The sequence below is a fragment of the Sphingobium sp. CCH11-B1 genome (assembly GCF_001556865.1).
Lineage (GTDB): Bacteria > Pseudomonadota > Alphaproteobacteria > Sphingomonadales > Sphingomonadaceae > Sphingobium.
In genome coordinates, this window is sequence record NZ_LSJY01000009.1 from 11799 (window position 1) to 25513 (window position 13715).

Sequence of the window (13715 nt, forward strand, 5' to 3'; positions counted from 1 at the left end):
AAGGATTTCAGCCTAGATGGAGAGCGCGCCGGGGGGCCAACATCTTAGGAAACATCATGCCCTTGCACCAGATCATGTATATCAGCAGCGCGAAGGGCGCGATGACCGCCGAGCAATGCGCCGGCATTGCCGCCGCTTCCGCCGTGCGCAATCGTGCGGAAGACGTGACCGGATTGCTGCTGTTCAACGGCCGCCGCTTCCTTCAGGTCCTGGAAGGCCCGAAGGACGCGGTGGAGCGTGTCTATGCCCGGATCGCGAAGGACGGGCGTCATGGCGCGATCGTCACGCTGCGTGAGACAGGGATAGAGACACGCGAATTCGGTGAATGGGGCATGGCCTATGACGATCCTGCCCGCCCTTCCGACAGCCTGAAGGACAAGGTGGCCGCGCTCCTCGAACAGGCCGGCCCGTCCACCCGCGCGCACTTCGTCGGATCAGCGGAGATGCACCGCGGTTAGGCCAGCCCCGTCAGATAATAGACGGCGATGACCAGGAACACGGCCAGCGTCTTGATAAGCGTCAGGGCGAATATGTCCTTGTAAGCCTGCCGGTGGGTAAGACCAGTGACGGCCAGCAACGTGATGACCGCGCCGTTGTGCGGCAGGCTGTCCATGCCGCCCGACGCCATGGAGGCGATGCGGTGGAGCACCTCGCGCGGGATGCCGGCCGCGTCCCCGGTGGCGATGAACTGATCCGACATGGCGGCCAGCGCGATCGACAGCCCGCCGGACGCCGACCCGGTGATGCCGGAGAGCGAGGTGACGGTCACGGCTTCGTTGACGAGCGGGTCGGGAATGGCCCTCAACGCCTCCTTCACCATCAGGAATCCGGGCAACGCGGCGATGACCGCGCCGAAACCATATTCGACCGCAGTGTTCATCCCCGCCAGCAAGGCGCCGCCCACGGCCGCCTTCGATCCTTCGGCGAAACGCCCGGCGACAGGGCGAAATGCGAAGAGGAGAATGGTGGCGATGCCGGCGAGCAGCGCGCCTTCCACCGCCCAGAGCGCGGTCATCTGCGAGACTTTGAGCGTCACCGGCTCGGCCATGCCGGACAGCGAAAGCGACACATATTCGCCCGGTATCCAACGTGGAATGGCCAGCGTCAGGGCAAGGTTGCCAAGCCCCACCACCAGCAGCGGCAGGAGCGCGATCAAGGGGTGGACGCGCGCTTCGTCAGAGACGGCATCGGGTTCGTTGACCAGCGTTTCCGGCGCGCCATAGCCTTCTCCCGCCGCCATGAGCCGGCGCCGTCGCCAGCCGATATAGGTCAGCCCTGCTGTCATGATGAAGGCCGATCCGATCAGCCCCAGCACCGGCGCGGCCCAGGCCGTGGTGCCGAAAAAGCTCGTCGGGATGATATTCTGGATCTGCGGCGTGCCCGGCAGCGCGTCCATGGTGAAGGTTATCGCGCCAAGGCCGATGGTGGCGGGAACGAGCCGTTTGGGAATGTCCGCTCGCCGGAACATCTCGGCCGCGAAAGGATAGACGGCAAAGACGGCGACGAAGACGGACACGCCGCCATAGGTGAGCAGCGCCGTCACGATCATGATCGCCGGGATTGCCCGTTCCGCCCCCACCATAGCGATGACGGCCGTGACGATGGCGCGCGAGAAGCCCGACATCTCGATAAGCTTGCCGAACAGCGCGCCAAGCAGGAAAACCGGGAAATAGAGCTTCAGGAAACTCGCCACCCGCTCCATGAAGAGGCCCGAAAAGGCGGCTGGGACTGCGGCCGGATCTGTCAGGAACACCGCCAGCATCGCCAGCAGCGGGGCCATGAGGATAACGCTCATGCCCCGATAGGCGGCGATCATCAGGAGGATGAGCGACAGGGCTGCTATGGCGATTGGCATGTCTCTCCCCTGCTCCCCTCCCGTTCGCCCCGAGTGGGGCTGAGCTTGTCAAAGACCCGTATCGAAGGGTCAAGCGCCTGACTATCCTTTGACAGGTCGCTTCGGCAAGCGCACTGGCTGTGCAGGACGATCGGATTTTGGAGGCAGTGCTGCGTAAACGCGCCTTGCCTTTCCCCGTCCTTTCCGTCATAGGCGCGCCTTCGTTTGGACGCCGGGGTGACTCGCCGGCCACGCGATGCATTTTTTTTAGACGACAGCCGGAGGGGCGTACCACATGGGGTGGGCGTCAGCGATCGGCCAACAGATGAGGCTAAACATGGCTCTTTACGAGCATGTGTTCCTTGCGCGCCAGGATCTGGCACAGGCGCAGGTGGACGCTCTGGCGGAAACCGCCACCAAGATCGTCGAGGATATGGACGGCAAGGTCACCAAGGTCGAGACCTGGGGCCTGCGTTCGCTCGCGTACAAGATCGCCAAGAACCGCAAGGCGCACTATGTGATGCTGAACATCGATGCCCCTGCCGGCGTCGTCGCGGAACTGGAGCGCCAGACCCAGATCAACGAAGACGTCATCCGCTACATGACCGTAAAGGTCGATGCGCTGGAAACCGGCCCGTCGGTGATGATGCGCAAGCAGGACCGCCCCGAGCGCGGCGATCGTGGCCCGCGCGGCGACCGTGGTGATCGCGGCGATCGTGGCCCGCGCCGCGAGCGCGAAGATGCCCCGGCTGGCGAATAAGGAGATCTGAAACCATGGCACGCCCGTTTTTCCGCCGCCGCAAGAGCTGCCCCTTCGCCGCCAAGGATGCGCCGAAGATCGATTATAAGGACGTCCGTCTGCTGCAGGGCTTCGTGTCCGAGCGCGGCAAGATCGTCCCCAGCCGCATCACGGCCGTTTCGGCCAAGAAGCAGCGCGAGCTGGCCCAGGCCATCAAGCGCGCCCGTCACCTGGGCCTGCTGCCCTACATCGTGAAGTAAGGGAGTAGACCCCATGGAAATCATCCTGCTCGAGCGTATCGAGAAGCTGGGCGCGATCGGCGACGTCGTCACCGTGAAGGACGGCTATGCCCGTAACTTCCTGCTGCCCAACAAGAAGGCGCTGCGCTCCAACGCCGCCAACAAGAAGGTCTTCGAGGCCAACCGCGCGAAGATCGAGGCGGACAATGCCGCCCGTCGTTCGGACGCCGAGAAGGCTGCCGAGGGCGTCAACGGCAAGCAGATCGTCCTGATCCGCCAGTCGTCCAACGCCGGCCAGCTTTATGGTTCGGTCGCGGTCCGTGACATCGTGGAAGCGCTGCACGCCGACGGCGTGACCAACGTCAGCAAGGCGATGATCGTGCTGGAACGCCCGATCAAGACGCTGGGCCTGTTCGACGTCAAGGTCGCGCTGCACCCCGAAGTCGTCACCACCATCTCGGTCAATGTCGCCCGCTCGCCGGACGAAGCCGACCTTCAGGCGCAGGGCGTCGACGTGATGGCCGACCTGTTCGAAAAGGACGAGAGCGGCTTTACCGAAGACTATGATCCCAATGCCGAGCCGGGCGAAATCGCCACGGCAAGCGACGAAGAGCCGGCCGAAGAGGCCTGACTTTTCCGGCATGTCGAAACAGGAAAGCCGCCCTCTCACGGGGCGGCTTTTTTGCTGAGGTTGCGCAACGGCGTGCGGTCGGGACATTCCCCAAAAAGGATCAGCCCGCCTTCTTCCGCCGCGTTTCCCATCCCTTCCTGGCCGCCGCGGAGCGGTCCGCCGCCGGACGCCGCGCCGAAGCCGCGCCGCCTTCTCGCCCGCCCTTGCGGGACGACACATGGGTATCCGGCTTGCCCCGGCCCGAGCCCGACCTGTTGCCGCCGCCCGATTCCTTGTTGACCGTGGCCCAGGCCCGGCGCTCCGCCTCGTCCTTCGATACGCCGCGGTCCTCATAGCCTTCTTCGATATGGCGCGCCTTGCGTTTCTGCTTATCCGTGTAGCTGCTTTTGTCACCCTGTGGCATCGAAGCTCTCCTTGATGTTGATGGCTTTTCCAACGCCGGGCCAACCCATGTGTTCATATCGGTACGGCAGCGTCACGAAAGACGGAACGGGCAGGCAAGCGATGCGTTCGGCCGTCATGGAAGAGCGTTCCCTGATCGAAAAACTGGCCCGGCATCTGTCCGCTGGAGAGCCGGAGGCGTGGCCGGGCAAGGTCGAGGCCGCCGCGAGCATCCTTGCGATCATGAAGGAGCCGGACGCCGCGATGCGCGCCGCTGGCGATCACGACGCGTGGGAACGGATGATCGACGCGGCGCTGCGCGAACGCTGGCAGGTGCCGCAGCCGGGAGCAGGAGGCGATGTCCCCGGCGGCGCGGACGAGGAAGGCGACATGCGGTTGACCCAGGATGCGATCGGCCATGACCGGGCGGACTGGGTTCATCTGCGCAAAGGGGAGACGTCATCATGAAGGGATTGTTGAAACTGGCCATCGTCACCGGCCTAGGCGCGTTCGCCTTCAAGGGCTGGCGCGACTGGATGGGGACGGCCCAGCCGCGCGAGGATGATCGCGGTCCCGCCGGATCGTCCGGCATCGTGCGCGACGCCGGCCCCCAAACGGGCGACGCCGAATGGGACAAGGTTGACGAGCAGGTCGACGAGAGTTTTCCGGCCAGCGACCCGCCGGGCAATTACTAGCACCCGCAACACGCCATTGCCCGGCTGATCGGCCGCCTCTATGAGGCAGGCCACGGGCGGGATCGCCCGCAACAGGGGAATGACTATGCCTTCGGGTCTGATCGCGCTGCTCGACGATGTGGCGGGGATCGCAAAACTGGCGGCTGCCTCGCTGGACGATGTCGCAGGCGCGGCCGGCAAGGCGGGATCGAAAGCGGCGGGCGTCGTCATCGACGATACCGCCGTGACGCCCAACTACGTCATGGGCCTCAGCCCCGAACGCGAACTGCCGATCATCTGGAAAATCGCGCGGGGATCGCTGCGCAACAAGCTGCTGTTCCTGCTGCCGGCCGCGATGCTGCTGTCCGCCTTTGCGCCATGGCTGCTGCCGCCCCTGCTGATGCTGGGTGGCGCTTTCCTCTGCTTTGAAGCGGTCGAGAAGATCATCGAAGCGCTTCGGGGCGGACATGACGAAGCGGCCGAGGCCGCCGCGACGCTTAGTTCGGCCGAGCTCGAAAAGCAGAAGGTCTCGGGCGCGATCCGCACCGATCTCATCCTGTCCGGCGAGATCATGGCCATCGCCCTGGGCGAAGTCGCGGCGGAACCGATCTGGGAACAGGCCGCCATCCTCGTCGTGGTCGCCATCCTCATCACGGCAGGGGTCTATGGAGTCGTGGGCTTCATCGTGAAGATGGACGATATCGGCCTGCACCTCGCCCAGCGCTCCTCCGCCGGGGTTCGCGCGCTGGGTCGCGGGCTGGTGAAAGCGATGCCGGTGCTGATGTCGGTGCTGGGCGTCGTCGGCACGGCGGCGATGCTGTGGGTGGGCGGTGGCCTCATCGTTCATGGCCTGCACGAATTCCACTGGGATCTGGTGCCGGGCGCCATCCACCATGTGGCGGAAAGCGCGGCGCACGCGGTCCCGGCGATCGGCGGCGCGGTCGAATGGATCGTGAACGCTGCGGGCGCGGCGCTGGTGGGCGCGGTGATCGGCGGGATCATCGTTGCGACGCTGCATCTGCTGCCGTCGAAGAAGCATTGAGAGACGCATGTCGTGCTCCTGCAAAAGCGGGAGCACATTCTGTTGGAATGGCATTGACGTGACCCATCCCTCCCCATGGCGCATCGAGGCGCGCGCGCTCATCACGCTGGCGTTGCCGATGATCGCGGGCAATGTCGCCTGGTCTGCGATCGCCGCCAGCGACCTGCTGCTGCTCGGGCGGCGGGGAGCGGAGAGCGTCGCGGCGGGCGCGCTCGCGATCAACCTGTTCCACGCGCTGCTGATATTCGGCATGGGACTGGTCACGGCCGCGTCCCCCCTGATCGCGAGCGAGCGGGGCCGGCGGCGTAACAGCGTGCGTGACGTGCGGCGGACGGTGCACCAGACGCTGCGTGCCGCGCTGTTCTTCGTGCTGCCCGCATGGTTGCTGTTGTGGGAGTGCGAGACGATCCTGCGCGCCATGGGGCAGGCCCCGGATCTGGCGCGGGAAGCCGGGCAGTTGATGCACGGCCTGCAATGGGCGCTGCTGCCCTTCCTCTGCTTCACCACGCTGCGCAACTTCATCGCGGCGCTGGAGCGGCCGGTCTGGGGCCTGATCATCATGCTGGCCGCCATTCCGATCAACGTCGCGGCGGGATGGGCGCTGATCTTCGGCCATTTCGGCCTTCCCGAGCTGGGGCTGTTCGGCGCGGGGCTGGCGAGCAGCCTGTCATCCTGCTTCCTGTTCCTGGGCCTGCTCACCGTCATCCTGCTGGACCGGCGTTTCCGCCGCTACCGCCTGATGGGACGGTTCTGGACGCGCGACCGGGAACGGCAACGTCAGGTCTGGACGCTGGGGCTGCCGATCGCGATCACGCTGGGTTTCGAAACGACGGTATTCAATGCGTCGGCTTTCCTGATGGGTCTGATCGGCCGGGATTCGCTCGCGGCCCATGCAGTCGCGATCCAGATCGCCGCGCTCGTCTTCATGGTGCCGATGGGCATCGGCCAGGCAGCGACGGTGCGGGTCGGCATCGCCTTCGGCAGGCGCGACCGGGCCGGCGTGGGCCGCGCCGGCTGGCTGGCGCTGATCATCGGGACCGGCTTTGCCTGTTGCGCCGCCGCGCTGCTGATCCTGATGCCGCGAACGCTGGTGTCGGCCTTTCTCGACCTGTCGGACCCGGCGAACGCGCGGACCGCCACGCTGGCCGTCAGCTTCCTTGGCATTGCCGCGCTTTTCCAGCTGGTCGATTCCGCGCAGGCCGTCGGCGCAGGCGTGCTGCGCGGCGTTCAGGATACGACAGTGCCGATGATCTTCGCACTGGTCGGCTATTGGGTGGTCGGCATTGGCGTCGGCACGCTGCTGGCGTTCCCGCTGGGCATGGCCGGGGTCGGTATATGGCTGGGGCTGGCAAGCGGCCTTGGCGCGGTGGCGCTGCTGCTGATCGCGCGCTGGACGATGCGGGAGCGATTGGGGCTGGTGCCGGATTGATGCGGTTCGTCGCGTTGCTTGCACGGAAGGATTATGGTGCGACGCACAAAGCAATTGAAAGAATCGCGCAAATCGGTCAATAAACCGGCATCATGCAAGCCCCTACCGAGATTTTGCAAGCCATTGCGCTTCAGAAGTGCCTGAAGGTGACCTACAACAAGATGGTGGTCACGCTGGCGCCCCACATTCTCTATACCCGTCATGACGAGATGTATGTCGACGCGGTGACGACCGACCGGGATGGACGCCCGCCACGCGAATTGAAGCTGGGTACGTTCAAGGTCGCCGGCCTGTCCGACCTTCAGGTTCTGGAAGAGGCGTTCGACGGAATGTACGGCCTCTACAATGAAGGCGACGACAAATATAAGGGCGTGACGCTGTTCGCCATCCAGCCGGAAAGCGCCGCGGCCTGACCCATGGGCGTTTCCCGGCCTGCGCCCGGGGAACCGGCTATTTCTTCAGCCGATACCCCGTCCTGAACATCCAGGCGACGATGCCGACGCAGATCGCCAGCATCCCCGCGACGAACAGCAGGCTATATTCGATTCCCACGTCACCCTGGCCGAAAAAGGTCCAGCGGAAGCCCGAGATCAGATAGACGATCGGGTTGAACAGGGTGATGGTGCGCCAGGGTTCGGCCAGCATCTTGACCGAATAGAAGGCACCGCCCAGGAAGGTCATCGGCATGATGAGCAGCAGCGGGATGACCTGCAACTGCTCGAAACTTTGCGCCCAGATGCCCAGGATAAAGCCGAACAGGCAGAAGCTGACCGCGATAAGAACCATGAAGGCGGCCATCGCGAGGGGATGCGCGACCGGCACGTCGACGAAGAGATGGGCGGTCACGAAAATGATCGTGCCGACGATCAGCGACTTGGTGGCCGCCGCGCCGACATAGGCGATCACCGTTTCCGTCGCGGATACGGGCGCGGACAGCAGTTCATAGATGGTGCCGGTGAATTTGGGCATGTAGATGCCGAAGCTCGCATTGAAGATGCTTTCGGTGAACATCGACATCATGATGAGGCCGGGCACGATGAAGGCGGCATAGGGAATGCCATCGACCTCCGTCATGCGCGATCCGATCGCGCCGCCGAACACCACGAAATAGAGCGAGGTGGTGATCACCGGGACCAGAAGGCCGGTGAGCAGCGTGCGGCGGAAACGGTGCAGCTCGAACTTATAGATGGCGGCAATGGCGCGCAGATTCTGGAGGCTCATGCGGCCTTCTCCTGATGGACGAGGCTGACGAAGATATCCTCCAGGCTGCTCTGCCGGGTGTTGAGATCCTTGTAACCGATGCCAAGATCGCCCAATCGCCGCAGCAGGGACGAAACGCCCGTCCGTTCCGCCTGCGTGTCGAAAATATATTCGATCTCGCTGCCCTCGGCATGGAGCGTGACGTTCCAGTCCGCCAGTTCCACCGGCACCGCATCGATCGGATCGGCCAGCACGATGGTCAGCGTTTTCTTGCCCAGCTTCTTCATGAGCGCGGTCTTTTCCTCGACCAGCAGCAATTCGCCCTTCGTGATGACGCCGACGCGGTCCGCCATCTCCTCCGCCTCCTCGATATAATGGGTGGTGAGGATGATGGTGACGCCGGTCTGGCGCAATTCGCCGATCAGCTTCCACATGTCGCGGCGCAATTCCACGTCCACGCCGGCGGTGGGTTCATCGAGGAAGAGGACGCGCGGTTCGTGGGAGAGCGCCTTGGCGATCATCACGCGGCGCTTCATCCCGCCGGACAGTTCAAGGATCTTGCTGTGGCGCTTGTCCCAGAGCGAAAGGTCGCGCAGCACTTTTTCGACATAGGCGTCGTTGCGAGGCTTGCCGAAGAGGCCGCGGCTGAAGGTGACGGTGTCGATCACCCGTTCGAACTGATCGGTGGAAAGCTCCTGCGGCACGAGGCCGATGGCGGAGCGCGCGCCGCGATAGTCGCGCAGGATGTCGTGGCCGGCCACCGTGACGCTGCCGCCGGTCGGGCGGGCGATGCCGCAGATAATGGAGATCATCGTCGTCTTGCCCGCGCCGTTCGGGCCCAGCAGCGCGAATATCTCGCCTTCGTTGATGGAAAGATCGACGCCCTTCAGCGCTTCGAAGCCCGACGCATAGCGTTTCGTCAGGCCGTCAACTTCTATGATGGATGCCATGGAAGGCTTTGCCCCTTTTGCGTTGCCGCAAAGATAGGAGCCCAGCGGCTTCAGGCAAGCTGTTCGCCCCGCCGGAAGAATCGAAAAACGGTCGCCGGGGGGAAATTGCGCACTGTCTGGCCGGCGCGGACCACATCCAGGTCCAGCGCATCGAGAATGTCGCGGCTGACCGGCGGACGCATGGAATAGGTGAACTGCACGAAGCTGCCCCCCGGCCGCAACATGTGGAAGGATTCGGACAGGATGTCGGCATGCATGTGCCGATCCATGGCGAGAAGCGGAAGACCGCTTACCACCACCTGATAATCGCCGGGCGTGCCGGCCGTGGCGGTCGACACGATCTGCGCCGGGGTTTCAAGCACGGACACGAGCGGGAAGTGGCGGCGCAGGCCCCGGGCGAAGCCGGGATTGATCTCCACCACTTCCAGTTGCTCGGGCGGCAGGCCGGTTTCCAGGATGGCGCGCGTGAACACGCCGGTGCCCCCGCCCAGTTCGAGCACGCGTCCCTCGTCGCGCGGATCGATGCGCGACACCATCAGGCGCGCCAGGTAGCGGCTGGACGGCACCACCGACGCGGTCTGGCGCGGCTTCTTCACCCAGGCGGCGAGGAAATCGAGATATTCGGTGGCGCGGGCACGGAATTCGCTGTTCGGCAAGGCAATCGCCCGGCTGCGCTTTGGCTTATGTTGCATGGGCGAAATGCGACCGCTCTTTTTCCATTCCCCCTCCCTTAACGTCGCGGACGCCCCGCGTCGATTGACTTTCGTCACAGGCGCAAAGCCAATGCGGTACAATGGTCGCTAATCTGGGTGAGCGCGCAGGTTGCGACGCAGGAACCGCGCAAGGCCGGCCCGGTTGAAAGCCGCATCGATCCCAGCCGTGAAGCCGCGGCCATCCTTTGCAGATCATGTCAGGAGAGCCGTTTATGAAACGCTATGTCTTCGCCGCCGCGCTTTGCCTCGCCTCCCCCGCTCTGGCCCAACCCGCGACCGCGCCGGACTTTGTGAAAGCGGCGGGCGCCGGCGACCTGTATGAGCGGCAGTCCAGCCAGCTGGTGCTGCAAAGCACGAAGAACGTCAAGGTGCGCGCGTTCGCGACCATGATGGTCAAGGACCACACGAACAGCACACAGATGGTGAAGAAGGCGGCGATGCAGGCCGGCCTCAAGCCAAAGCCGCCGGCGCTGATGCCCGACCAGGCCCAGATGATCGCCCAACTGCGCGGCGCGACCGGCGAGGCGCGCGACAGGATGTACGTCACCCAGCAAAAGGCGGCGCATCAAAAAGCGCTGGCGCTCCACCAGGGCTATGCCAGCGAAGGCGACAAGGCACCGCTGAAGGCGGCCGCCGGCAAGATCGCGCCCGTGGTGGAACATCATATCATGATGCTGCAGGGCATGTGATCGCCAGGGCACGAGCGAGGCGCCGCTAAAGCCGTCGCGCGACCTGGCTCAATTCCAGATAACCTTCCTCGAACCCGGCTGCTGTGGCGAGCGCCGCCCAGTCGAGTACGTGGATCTCCCGCCCCTTGATGGTCATGAGCCCGTCTTCCCTCATGGACCGGATCACCCGGTTCATATGGACCGGCGTCATACCGAGCGCGTCAGCGAGTTGCGCCTGCACCACGGGAAGGTGGTAGCGGGTCCGCACCCCAATCCCCGCCTTCTCCATGCGGACACCCAGTTCGCAGAACAGATGGGCGGTCCGCATGCGCGCATCCCGCCGACCGATATTGACGACCCATTGCGACAGGACCGATCCGTCCGCCACACAATCGCGCCAGAAGGCTTCCGCGATTCCCGGATAGGCTCGACAAAGGGCGGCAAGGTCGCGATGCGGCACCTTCACGATCGTCAGCCGGGCCGACAGAGCCTGAAGCGCCCATTCCACCTTGGGCAGCATCAGCGAATAAAGGTCGCACATGTCGCCCGGAATATGGATTGCGGTGATCTGGCGCCGGCCGTCCCTCAATTGCCCGAACCGTGCGGCGAGGCCGGAAACGACGAAGCAGGACGTGTCCGTCACTTGGCCTGGCCCGACGATGTCGCGATGAGGCTCCACCTCAATCTCCTTGCCGTTCAGCGAGAGAATTGCCTGCCGCTCATCCTCTGTCAGGATCGAGCGTTGCGACAATTTGCGCACGAACAGGTCGAAAGCGGGGTGACCGCGGGGCATGGTGTTTTTCCTTTACAGCGGCTCCGGCCTGCGCCGGCATGAGCATCATGACACGATGCTGATCGCCTGCGCGAAACGAATAGTCTCCAGCAACTTGCCCGCATGGTCGGTAATTTCCATGCGATGGCGCAGGTCGACCGGCTTGCCGTTCATGACATGGTCGGCGATGACTTCGCGGGCGCTGCGCATAGCTTCGGAATGCGCGGCGGCAAGATCAACAAATTCCTGCCCCTCCTCGTCCATGATGTCGACGTCGTTGAACAGATTGATGTGATAGCGTGCCATGCTGCTCCAAGAGCGGGGCGAGAAAAGAGTTCCATCGAGTCGATGACAGCGGGGCGGAAAGTTGAATTCCCGCGAATCCCTCGTCGCGGTGACGCCGCGGGTCAGGGCGGTGCAAATGGGGGGCCGCCTGCAAAAAAATCTTCCAAAGCCAACATAGGTGAATTTGAGCGGGTGATTTTGCCTTATTATGCACCTTCGGGGGGCTTGACAGGGGATAACCATGTTAAGCCAGGTCTCAGCAGAAGACGCTTTGGTGTTCTTTCGCCCGCACGAATTTTTGGCGCGGGAGAATGAAAAGCCCGAGGGTCTGTATCAAATATTGGAAGGCTGGGCCTCGCGGTACCGGCTGTTGCCGGACGGTCGAAGGCAGATCACCGCTCTCTATCTTCCTGGCGACTATTGCGAGCCGCAATGGGCGCTGGGCCGCCGTCCGTCCCAACCCATTGTCGCGCTGACCAATGTGCGCGCGCGCAAAGCGCCGTGCCACGTTCCCGCGTCGGGTCCGGGCGATGTTCAGGCCGGTTTCTGGAAGAATATGGTGGACGGATGCGAACGGCAGGCGTGCTGGCTCGTCACGCTGGGCCGGCGAACCGCGCTCGAAAGGCTGGCGCATCTGCTGCTGGAACTGTTCGAACGGATGCGCGGGTGCGGCCTGGCCTATGGTCAGCAATGCGCGTTGCCGTTGACGCAGATGGACATTGCCGACGTTACGGGCCTGACCCCCGTGCATGTCAATCGCACCTTGCAGACGATGCGGACGCGCGGCTTGATCGAACTCCAGTCGAAATGGCTGCGGATACCCGACCTTCCGGCGCTCCGCGAAGCGGCGGCCATATCCGCCAGCGAGGCCGCGATTTGACCGGAAATCCCCGTGTTTGCGTGGAATGACAGAAAAATTTCAGCCTGATTAGCATATGTTAGCGTCCAGAGTTCCGTCTTTGAAGCAAGGTGCGACGCTCCCGGCAGGAAGCATGCCCATGCTCCCCGCCGGCGAAAGACTTTCGACCAGCGCCACCAAAATGACGGATCATGACAGGATCAAAGATTTGGCAGAGATGCGGGGCGCCCGGAGCGTGCTCGTTCCCAGCGGCGACCGGTCGAACGGCTTGCTTGCCTTGCCCCTTGTCGGGAAGGAACAGTGCTGCGCTTGAAAGGTCGGCATTGCCGCGCACAAAGCCGGCGTCGATTTCTTCCTTCGCAACGTCGTCGGGCGGAGCAAAATCAGCTCCACCCCTCCCCCCTGTCATGAGGACGGCGCGCTTCGTCGAAAGCCGTCCTGCCCCCTTCGCCGGGGCGCAAGGCGGAAAGGCATGTGCCTAGGCCATGGCGTCCTTCGCGTTGCGCCGAGCGCCGCACATTGTCGAGTACGGAGCCAAGACGTCGCCACGCACAGGGCGCGCGTCATGACGATTGTGCACAGCCTGGCCCCCCTTGCCATGCGCCTGGCCGGCAGGATCAGCCTGTCGTCCGCCGACCATGCAGCCCTGCTGGCGCTGCCCTTTCAGGAACGGAGCCTGCCTGCGGGCGGCTATGTGCTGCAGGAAGGCGACCGGGCGACCAGCTGCCATATCCTGCTCAGCGGCCTTGCCCACCGGCATCGTTTTTCCACGGAGGGAATGCGGCATATCGTTGGCATCCACGGCCCCGGCGACATATTGAACCTGCCCTCGCTGCCGCCCCCGGCTGCGGAGGATTTCGTTCAGGCGTTGACATCGGTGCGGATCGCCACGGTGCCGATCGAAAGCATATTGGACTTGAGCCGCACCTGTCCCGCCATCGCGTCGGCGCTGTGGACGGAGGCGGAAGCGGAGCTTTCCATCGCCCGGGCGTGGGTCGCCAATATGGGACGTCGCGACGCGCGCGGGCGGATCGCGCACCTGTTCTGCGAACTGGTGATACGAAACCATCCCATGGGCGGCTTTGACGGCTGCGTCTTCAGCCTGCCGCTGACGCAGTCGGAACTGGCGGACGCGACCGGCATAACCACCGTCCATGTGAACCGCACGCTGCGCGCCCTGGAAAGCGATGGCATCATCCGCAGGGACAGGCGGGAGATCATGGTTCCCCAATGGCAACGGCTGGCGCAACTGGTCGATTTTCGGCCCGCGGCATGGGCCGGGCGACGCAGCGCCTGACC

Annotated in this window: 20 protein-coding genes; 12 read left to right on the plus strand and 8 right to left on the minus strand. The window is 64.2% G+C overall.

What is annotated here, in order from left to right:
• The first annotated feature begins 56 nt into the window (after positions 1 to 56).
• Positions 57 to 458 carry a BLUF domain-containing protein gene (locus AX724_RS01620; RefSeq protein ID WP_231736435.1) on the plus strand — a complete coding sequence of 134 codons (402 nt, stop codon included), beginning with the start codon at positions 57 to 59 and terminating at the stop codon, positions 456 to 458.
• Here the strand turns inward: AX724_RS01620 and AX724_RS01625 are convergent.
• Positions 455 to 1855: a GntP family permease gene (locus tag AX724_RS01625; RefSeq protein WP_066762861.1), complete on the minus strand. Its 1401-nt coding sequence runs from the start codon at positions 1853 to 1855 to the stop codon at positions 455 to 457. The two genes, AX724_RS01620 and AX724_RS01625, sit on opposite strands and share 4 nt — an antisense overlap.
• Before the next feature lie 316 nt (positions 1856 to 2171).
• Between AX724_RS01625 and rpsF the strand changes: the two genes are divergently transcribed.
• Genes rpsF through rplI form a run of 3 tightly spaced genes read left to right on the plus strand, consistent with a single transcriptional unit; the run spans position 2172 to position 3443 of the window.
• Positions 2172 to 2594, plus strand: a complete 423-nt coding sequence (rpsF, locus tag AX724_RS01630; protein ID WP_066762863.1) for a 30S ribosomal protein S6 — start codon at positions 2172 to 2174, stop codon at positions 2592 to 2594.
• Between the two features lie 14 nt (positions 2595 to 2608).
• On the plus strand, positions 2609 to 2833 hold the full coding sequence (gene rpsR, locus AX724_RS01635; RefSeq protein WP_004212076.1) for a 30S ribosomal protein S18: 225 nt from the start codon (positions 2609 to 2611) through the stop codon (positions 2831 to 2833).
• A gap of 13 nt (positions 2834 to 2846) precedes the next feature.
• Positions 2847 to 3443 carry a 50S ribosomal protein L9 gene (gene rplI, locus AX724_RS01640; protein ID WP_066762866.1) on the plus strand — a complete coding sequence of 199 codons (597 nt, stop codon included), beginning with the start codon at positions 2847 to 2849 and terminating at the stop codon, positions 3441 to 3443.
• 100 nt (positions 3444 to 3543) lie between these two features.
• Here the strand turns inward: rplI and AX724_RS01645 are convergent, their stop codons facing one another.
• Positions 3544 to 3846 carry a plasmid stabilization protein gene (locus tag AX724_RS01645; protein ID WP_066762869.1) on the minus strand — a complete coding sequence of 101 codons (303 nt, stop codon included), beginning with the start codon at positions 3844 to 3846 and terminating at the stop codon, positions 3544 to 3546.
• A complete protein-coding gene (locus tag AX724_RS24685; RefSeq protein WP_269454109.1) occupies positions 3833 to 3964 on the minus strand; it encodes a hypothetical protein in 132 nt (43 codons plus the stop codon). Before AX724_RS24685 ends, AX724_RS01645 begins: the two co-directional genes overlap by 14 nt.
• Here AX724_RS24685 and AX724_RS01650 point away from each other — a divergent pair.
• The 5 genes from AX724_RS01650 (at position 3963) to AX724_RS01670 (ending at position 7382) form a co-directional block, all read left to right on the plus strand.
• Positions 3963 to 4292, plus strand: a complete 330-nt coding sequence (locus tag AX724_RS01650; RefSeq protein ID WP_066762872.1) for a hypothetical protein — start codon at positions 3963 to 3965, stop codon at positions 4290 to 4292. The genes AX724_RS24685 and AX724_RS01650 overlap by 2 nt on opposite strands.
• Positions 4289 to 4519 (plus strand): hypothetical protein, encoded by a 231-nt coding sequence (locus AX724_RS01655; protein ID WP_066762875.1) that lies wholly within the window; start codon positions 4289 to 4291, stop codon positions 4517 to 4519. The genes AX724_RS01650 and AX724_RS01655 overlap by 4 nt, the downstream gene beginning before the upstream one ends.
• An 85-nt stretch (positions 4520 to 4604) precedes the next feature.
• Positions 4605 to 5540, plus strand: a complete 936-nt coding sequence (locus AX724_RS01660; protein WP_066762880.1) for a DUF808 domain-containing protein — start codon at positions 4605 to 4607, stop codon at positions 5538 to 5540.
• 118 nt (positions 5541 to 5658) lie between these two features.
• Positions 5659 to 6969, plus strand: coding sequence for an MATE family efflux transporter (locus tag AX724_RS01665; protein WP_066763007.1), 1311 nt, complete (start codon positions 5659 to 5661; stop codon positions 6967 to 6969).
• 92 nt (positions 6970 to 7061) lie between these two features.
• Entirely contained in the window at positions 7062 to 7382 is a 321-nt protein-coding gene (locus tag AX724_RS01670; protein ID WP_066762886.1) for a hypothetical protein, read from the plus strand.
• A 37-nt stretch (positions 7383 to 7419) separates the two neighbouring features.
• Here AX724_RS01670 and AX724_RS01675 read toward each other — a convergent pair whose 3' ends face one another.
• Genes AX724_RS01675 through AX724_RS01685 form a run of 3 tightly spaced genes read right to left on the minus strand, consistent with a single transcriptional unit; the run spans position 7420 to position 9811 of the window.
• Positions 7420 to 8190 carry an ABC transporter permease gene (locus AX724_RS01675; protein WP_066762890.1) on the minus strand — a complete coding sequence of 257 codons (771 nt, stop codon included), beginning with the start codon at positions 8188 to 8190 and terminating at the stop codon, positions 7420 to 7422.
• The gene (locus AX724_RS01680; protein WP_066762900.1) at positions 8187 to 9119 is read right to left on the minus strand and encodes an ABC transporter ATP-binding protein; all 933 of its coding nucleotides are present in this window, start codon (positions 9117 to 9119) and stop codon (positions 8187 to 8189) included. Before AX724_RS01680 ends, AX724_RS01675 begins: the two co-directional genes overlap by 4 nt.
• Before the next feature lie 50 nt (positions 9120 to 9169).
• Positions 9170 to 9811 (minus strand): class I SAM-dependent methyltransferase, encoded by a 642-nt coding sequence (locus AX724_RS01685; protein WP_066762903.1) that lies wholly within the window; start codon positions 9809 to 9811, stop codon positions 9170 to 9172.
• Between the two features lie 233 nt (positions 9812 to 10044).
• Between AX724_RS01685 and AX724_RS01690 the strand changes: the two genes are divergently transcribed.
• Entirely contained in the window at positions 10045 to 10521 is a 477-nt protein-coding gene (locus AX724_RS01690; RefSeq protein WP_066762905.1) for a DUF4142 domain-containing protein, read from the plus strand.
• Positions 10522 to 10546: 25 nt separating this feature from the next.
• Here AX724_RS01690 and AX724_RS01695 read toward each other — a convergent pair whose 3' ends face one another.
• Both AX724_RS01695 and AX724_RS01700 read right to left on the minus strand, forming a co-directional pair.
• Positions 10547 to 11293: a Crp/Fnr family transcriptional regulator gene (locus tag AX724_RS01695; protein WP_066762908.1), complete on the minus strand. Its 747-nt coding sequence runs from the start codon at positions 11291 to 11293 to the stop codon at positions 10547 to 10549.
• 45 nt (positions 11294 to 11338) lie between these two features.
• Positions 11339 to 11578, minus strand: coding sequence for a DUF6894 family protein (locus tag AX724_RS01700; protein ID WP_066762910.1), 240 nt, complete (start codon positions 11576 to 11578; stop codon positions 11339 to 11341).
• Between the two features lie 220 nt (positions 11579 to 11798).
• Between AX724_RS01700 and AX724_RS01705 the strand changes: the two genes are divergently transcribed.
• The gene (locus AX724_RS01705) at positions 11799 to 12437 is read left to right on the plus strand and encodes a Crp/Fnr family transcriptional regulator (protein WP_066762912.1); all 639 of its coding nucleotides are present in this window, start codon (positions 11799 to 11801) and stop codon (positions 12435 to 12437) included.
• 544 nt (positions 12438 to 12981) lie between these two features.
• Positions 12982 to 13713, plus strand: coding sequence for a Crp/Fnr family transcriptional regulator (locus tag AX724_RS01710; RefSeq protein ID WP_066762913.1), 732 nt, complete (start codon positions 12982 to 12984; stop codon positions 13711 to 13713).
• The last annotated feature ends 2 nt before the right edge of the window (positions 13714 to 13715 follow it).

Coding starts and splice junctions, on each gene's coding strand:
- rpsR (WP_004212076.1), top strand. CDS start 2,609: ATGGCACGCCCGTTTTTCCGCCGCCGCAAGAGCTGCCCCTTCGCCGCC.
- AX724_RS24685 (WP_269454109.1), bottom strand. CDS start 3,964: ATGACGGCCGAACGCATCGCTTGCCTGCCCGTTCCGTCTTTCGTGACG.
- AX724_RS01645 (WP_066762869.1), bottom strand. CDS start 3,846: ATGCCACAGGGTGACAAAAGCAGCTACACGGATAAGCAGAAACGCAAG.
- AX724_RS01705 (WP_066762912.1), top strand. CDS start 11,799: ATGTTAAGCCAGGTCTCAGCAGAAGACGCTTTGGTGTTCTTTCGCCCG.
- AX724_RS01650 (WP_066762872.1), top strand. CDS start 3,963: ATGGAAGAGCGTTCCCTGATCGAAAAACTGGCCCGGCATCTGTCCGCT.
- AX724_RS01670 (WP_066762886.1), top strand. CDS start 7,062: ATGCAAGCCCCTACCGAGATTTTGCAAGCCATTGCGCTTCAGAAGTGC.
- AX724_RS01655 (WP_066762875.1), top strand. CDS start 4,289: ATGAAGGGATTGTTGAAACTGGCCATCGTCACCGGCCTAGGCGCGTTC.
- AX724_RS01675 (WP_066762890.1), bottom strand. CDS start 8,190: ATGAGCCTCCAGAATCTGCGCGCCATTGCCGCCATCTATAAGTTCGAG.
- AX724_RS01685 (WP_066762903.1), bottom strand. CDS start 9,811: ATGCAACATAAGCCAAAGCGCAGCCGGGCGATTGCCTTGCCGAACAGC.
- rplI (WP_066762866.1), top strand. CDS start 2,847: ATGGAAATCATCCTGCTCGAGCGTATCGAGAAGCTGGGCGCGATCGGC.
- AX724_RS01660 (WP_066762880.1), top strand. CDS start 4,605: ATGCCTTCGGGTCTGATCGCGCTGCTCGACGATGTGGCGGGGATCGCA.
- AX724_RS01625 (WP_066762861.1), bottom strand. CDS start 1,855: ATGCCAATCGCCATAGCAGCCCTGTCGCTCATCCTCCTGATGATCGCC.
- AX724_RS01665 (WP_066763007.1), top strand. CDS start 5,659: ATGATCGCGGGCAATGTCGCCTGGTCTGCGATCGCCGCCAGCGACCTG.
- AX724_RS01695 (WP_066762908.1), bottom strand. CDS start 11,293: ATGCCCCGCGGTCACCCCGCTTTCGACCTGTTCGTGCGCAAATTGTCG.
- AX724_RS01690 (WP_066762905.1), top strand. CDS start 10,045: ATGAAACGCTATGTCTTCGCCGCCGCGCTTTGCCTCGCCTCCCCCGCT.
- AX724_RS01700 (WP_066762910.1), bottom strand. CDS start 11,578: ATGGCACGCTATCACATCAATCTGTTCAACGACGTCGACATCATGGAC.
- AX724_RS01680 (WP_066762900.1), bottom strand. CDS start 9,119: ATGGCATCCATCATAGAAGTTGACGGCCTGACGAAACGCTATGCGTCG.
- AX724_RS01620 (WP_231736435.1), top strand. CDS start 57: ATGCCCTTGCACCAGATCATGTATATCAGCAGCGCGAAGGGCGCGATG.
- AX724_RS01710 (WP_066762913.1), top strand. CDS start 12,982: ATGACGATTGTGCACAGCCTGGCCCCCCTTGCCATGCGCCTGGCCGGC.
- rpsF (WP_066762863.1), top strand. CDS start 2,172: ATGGCTCTTTACGAGCATGTGTTCCTTGCGCGCCAGGATCTGGCACAG.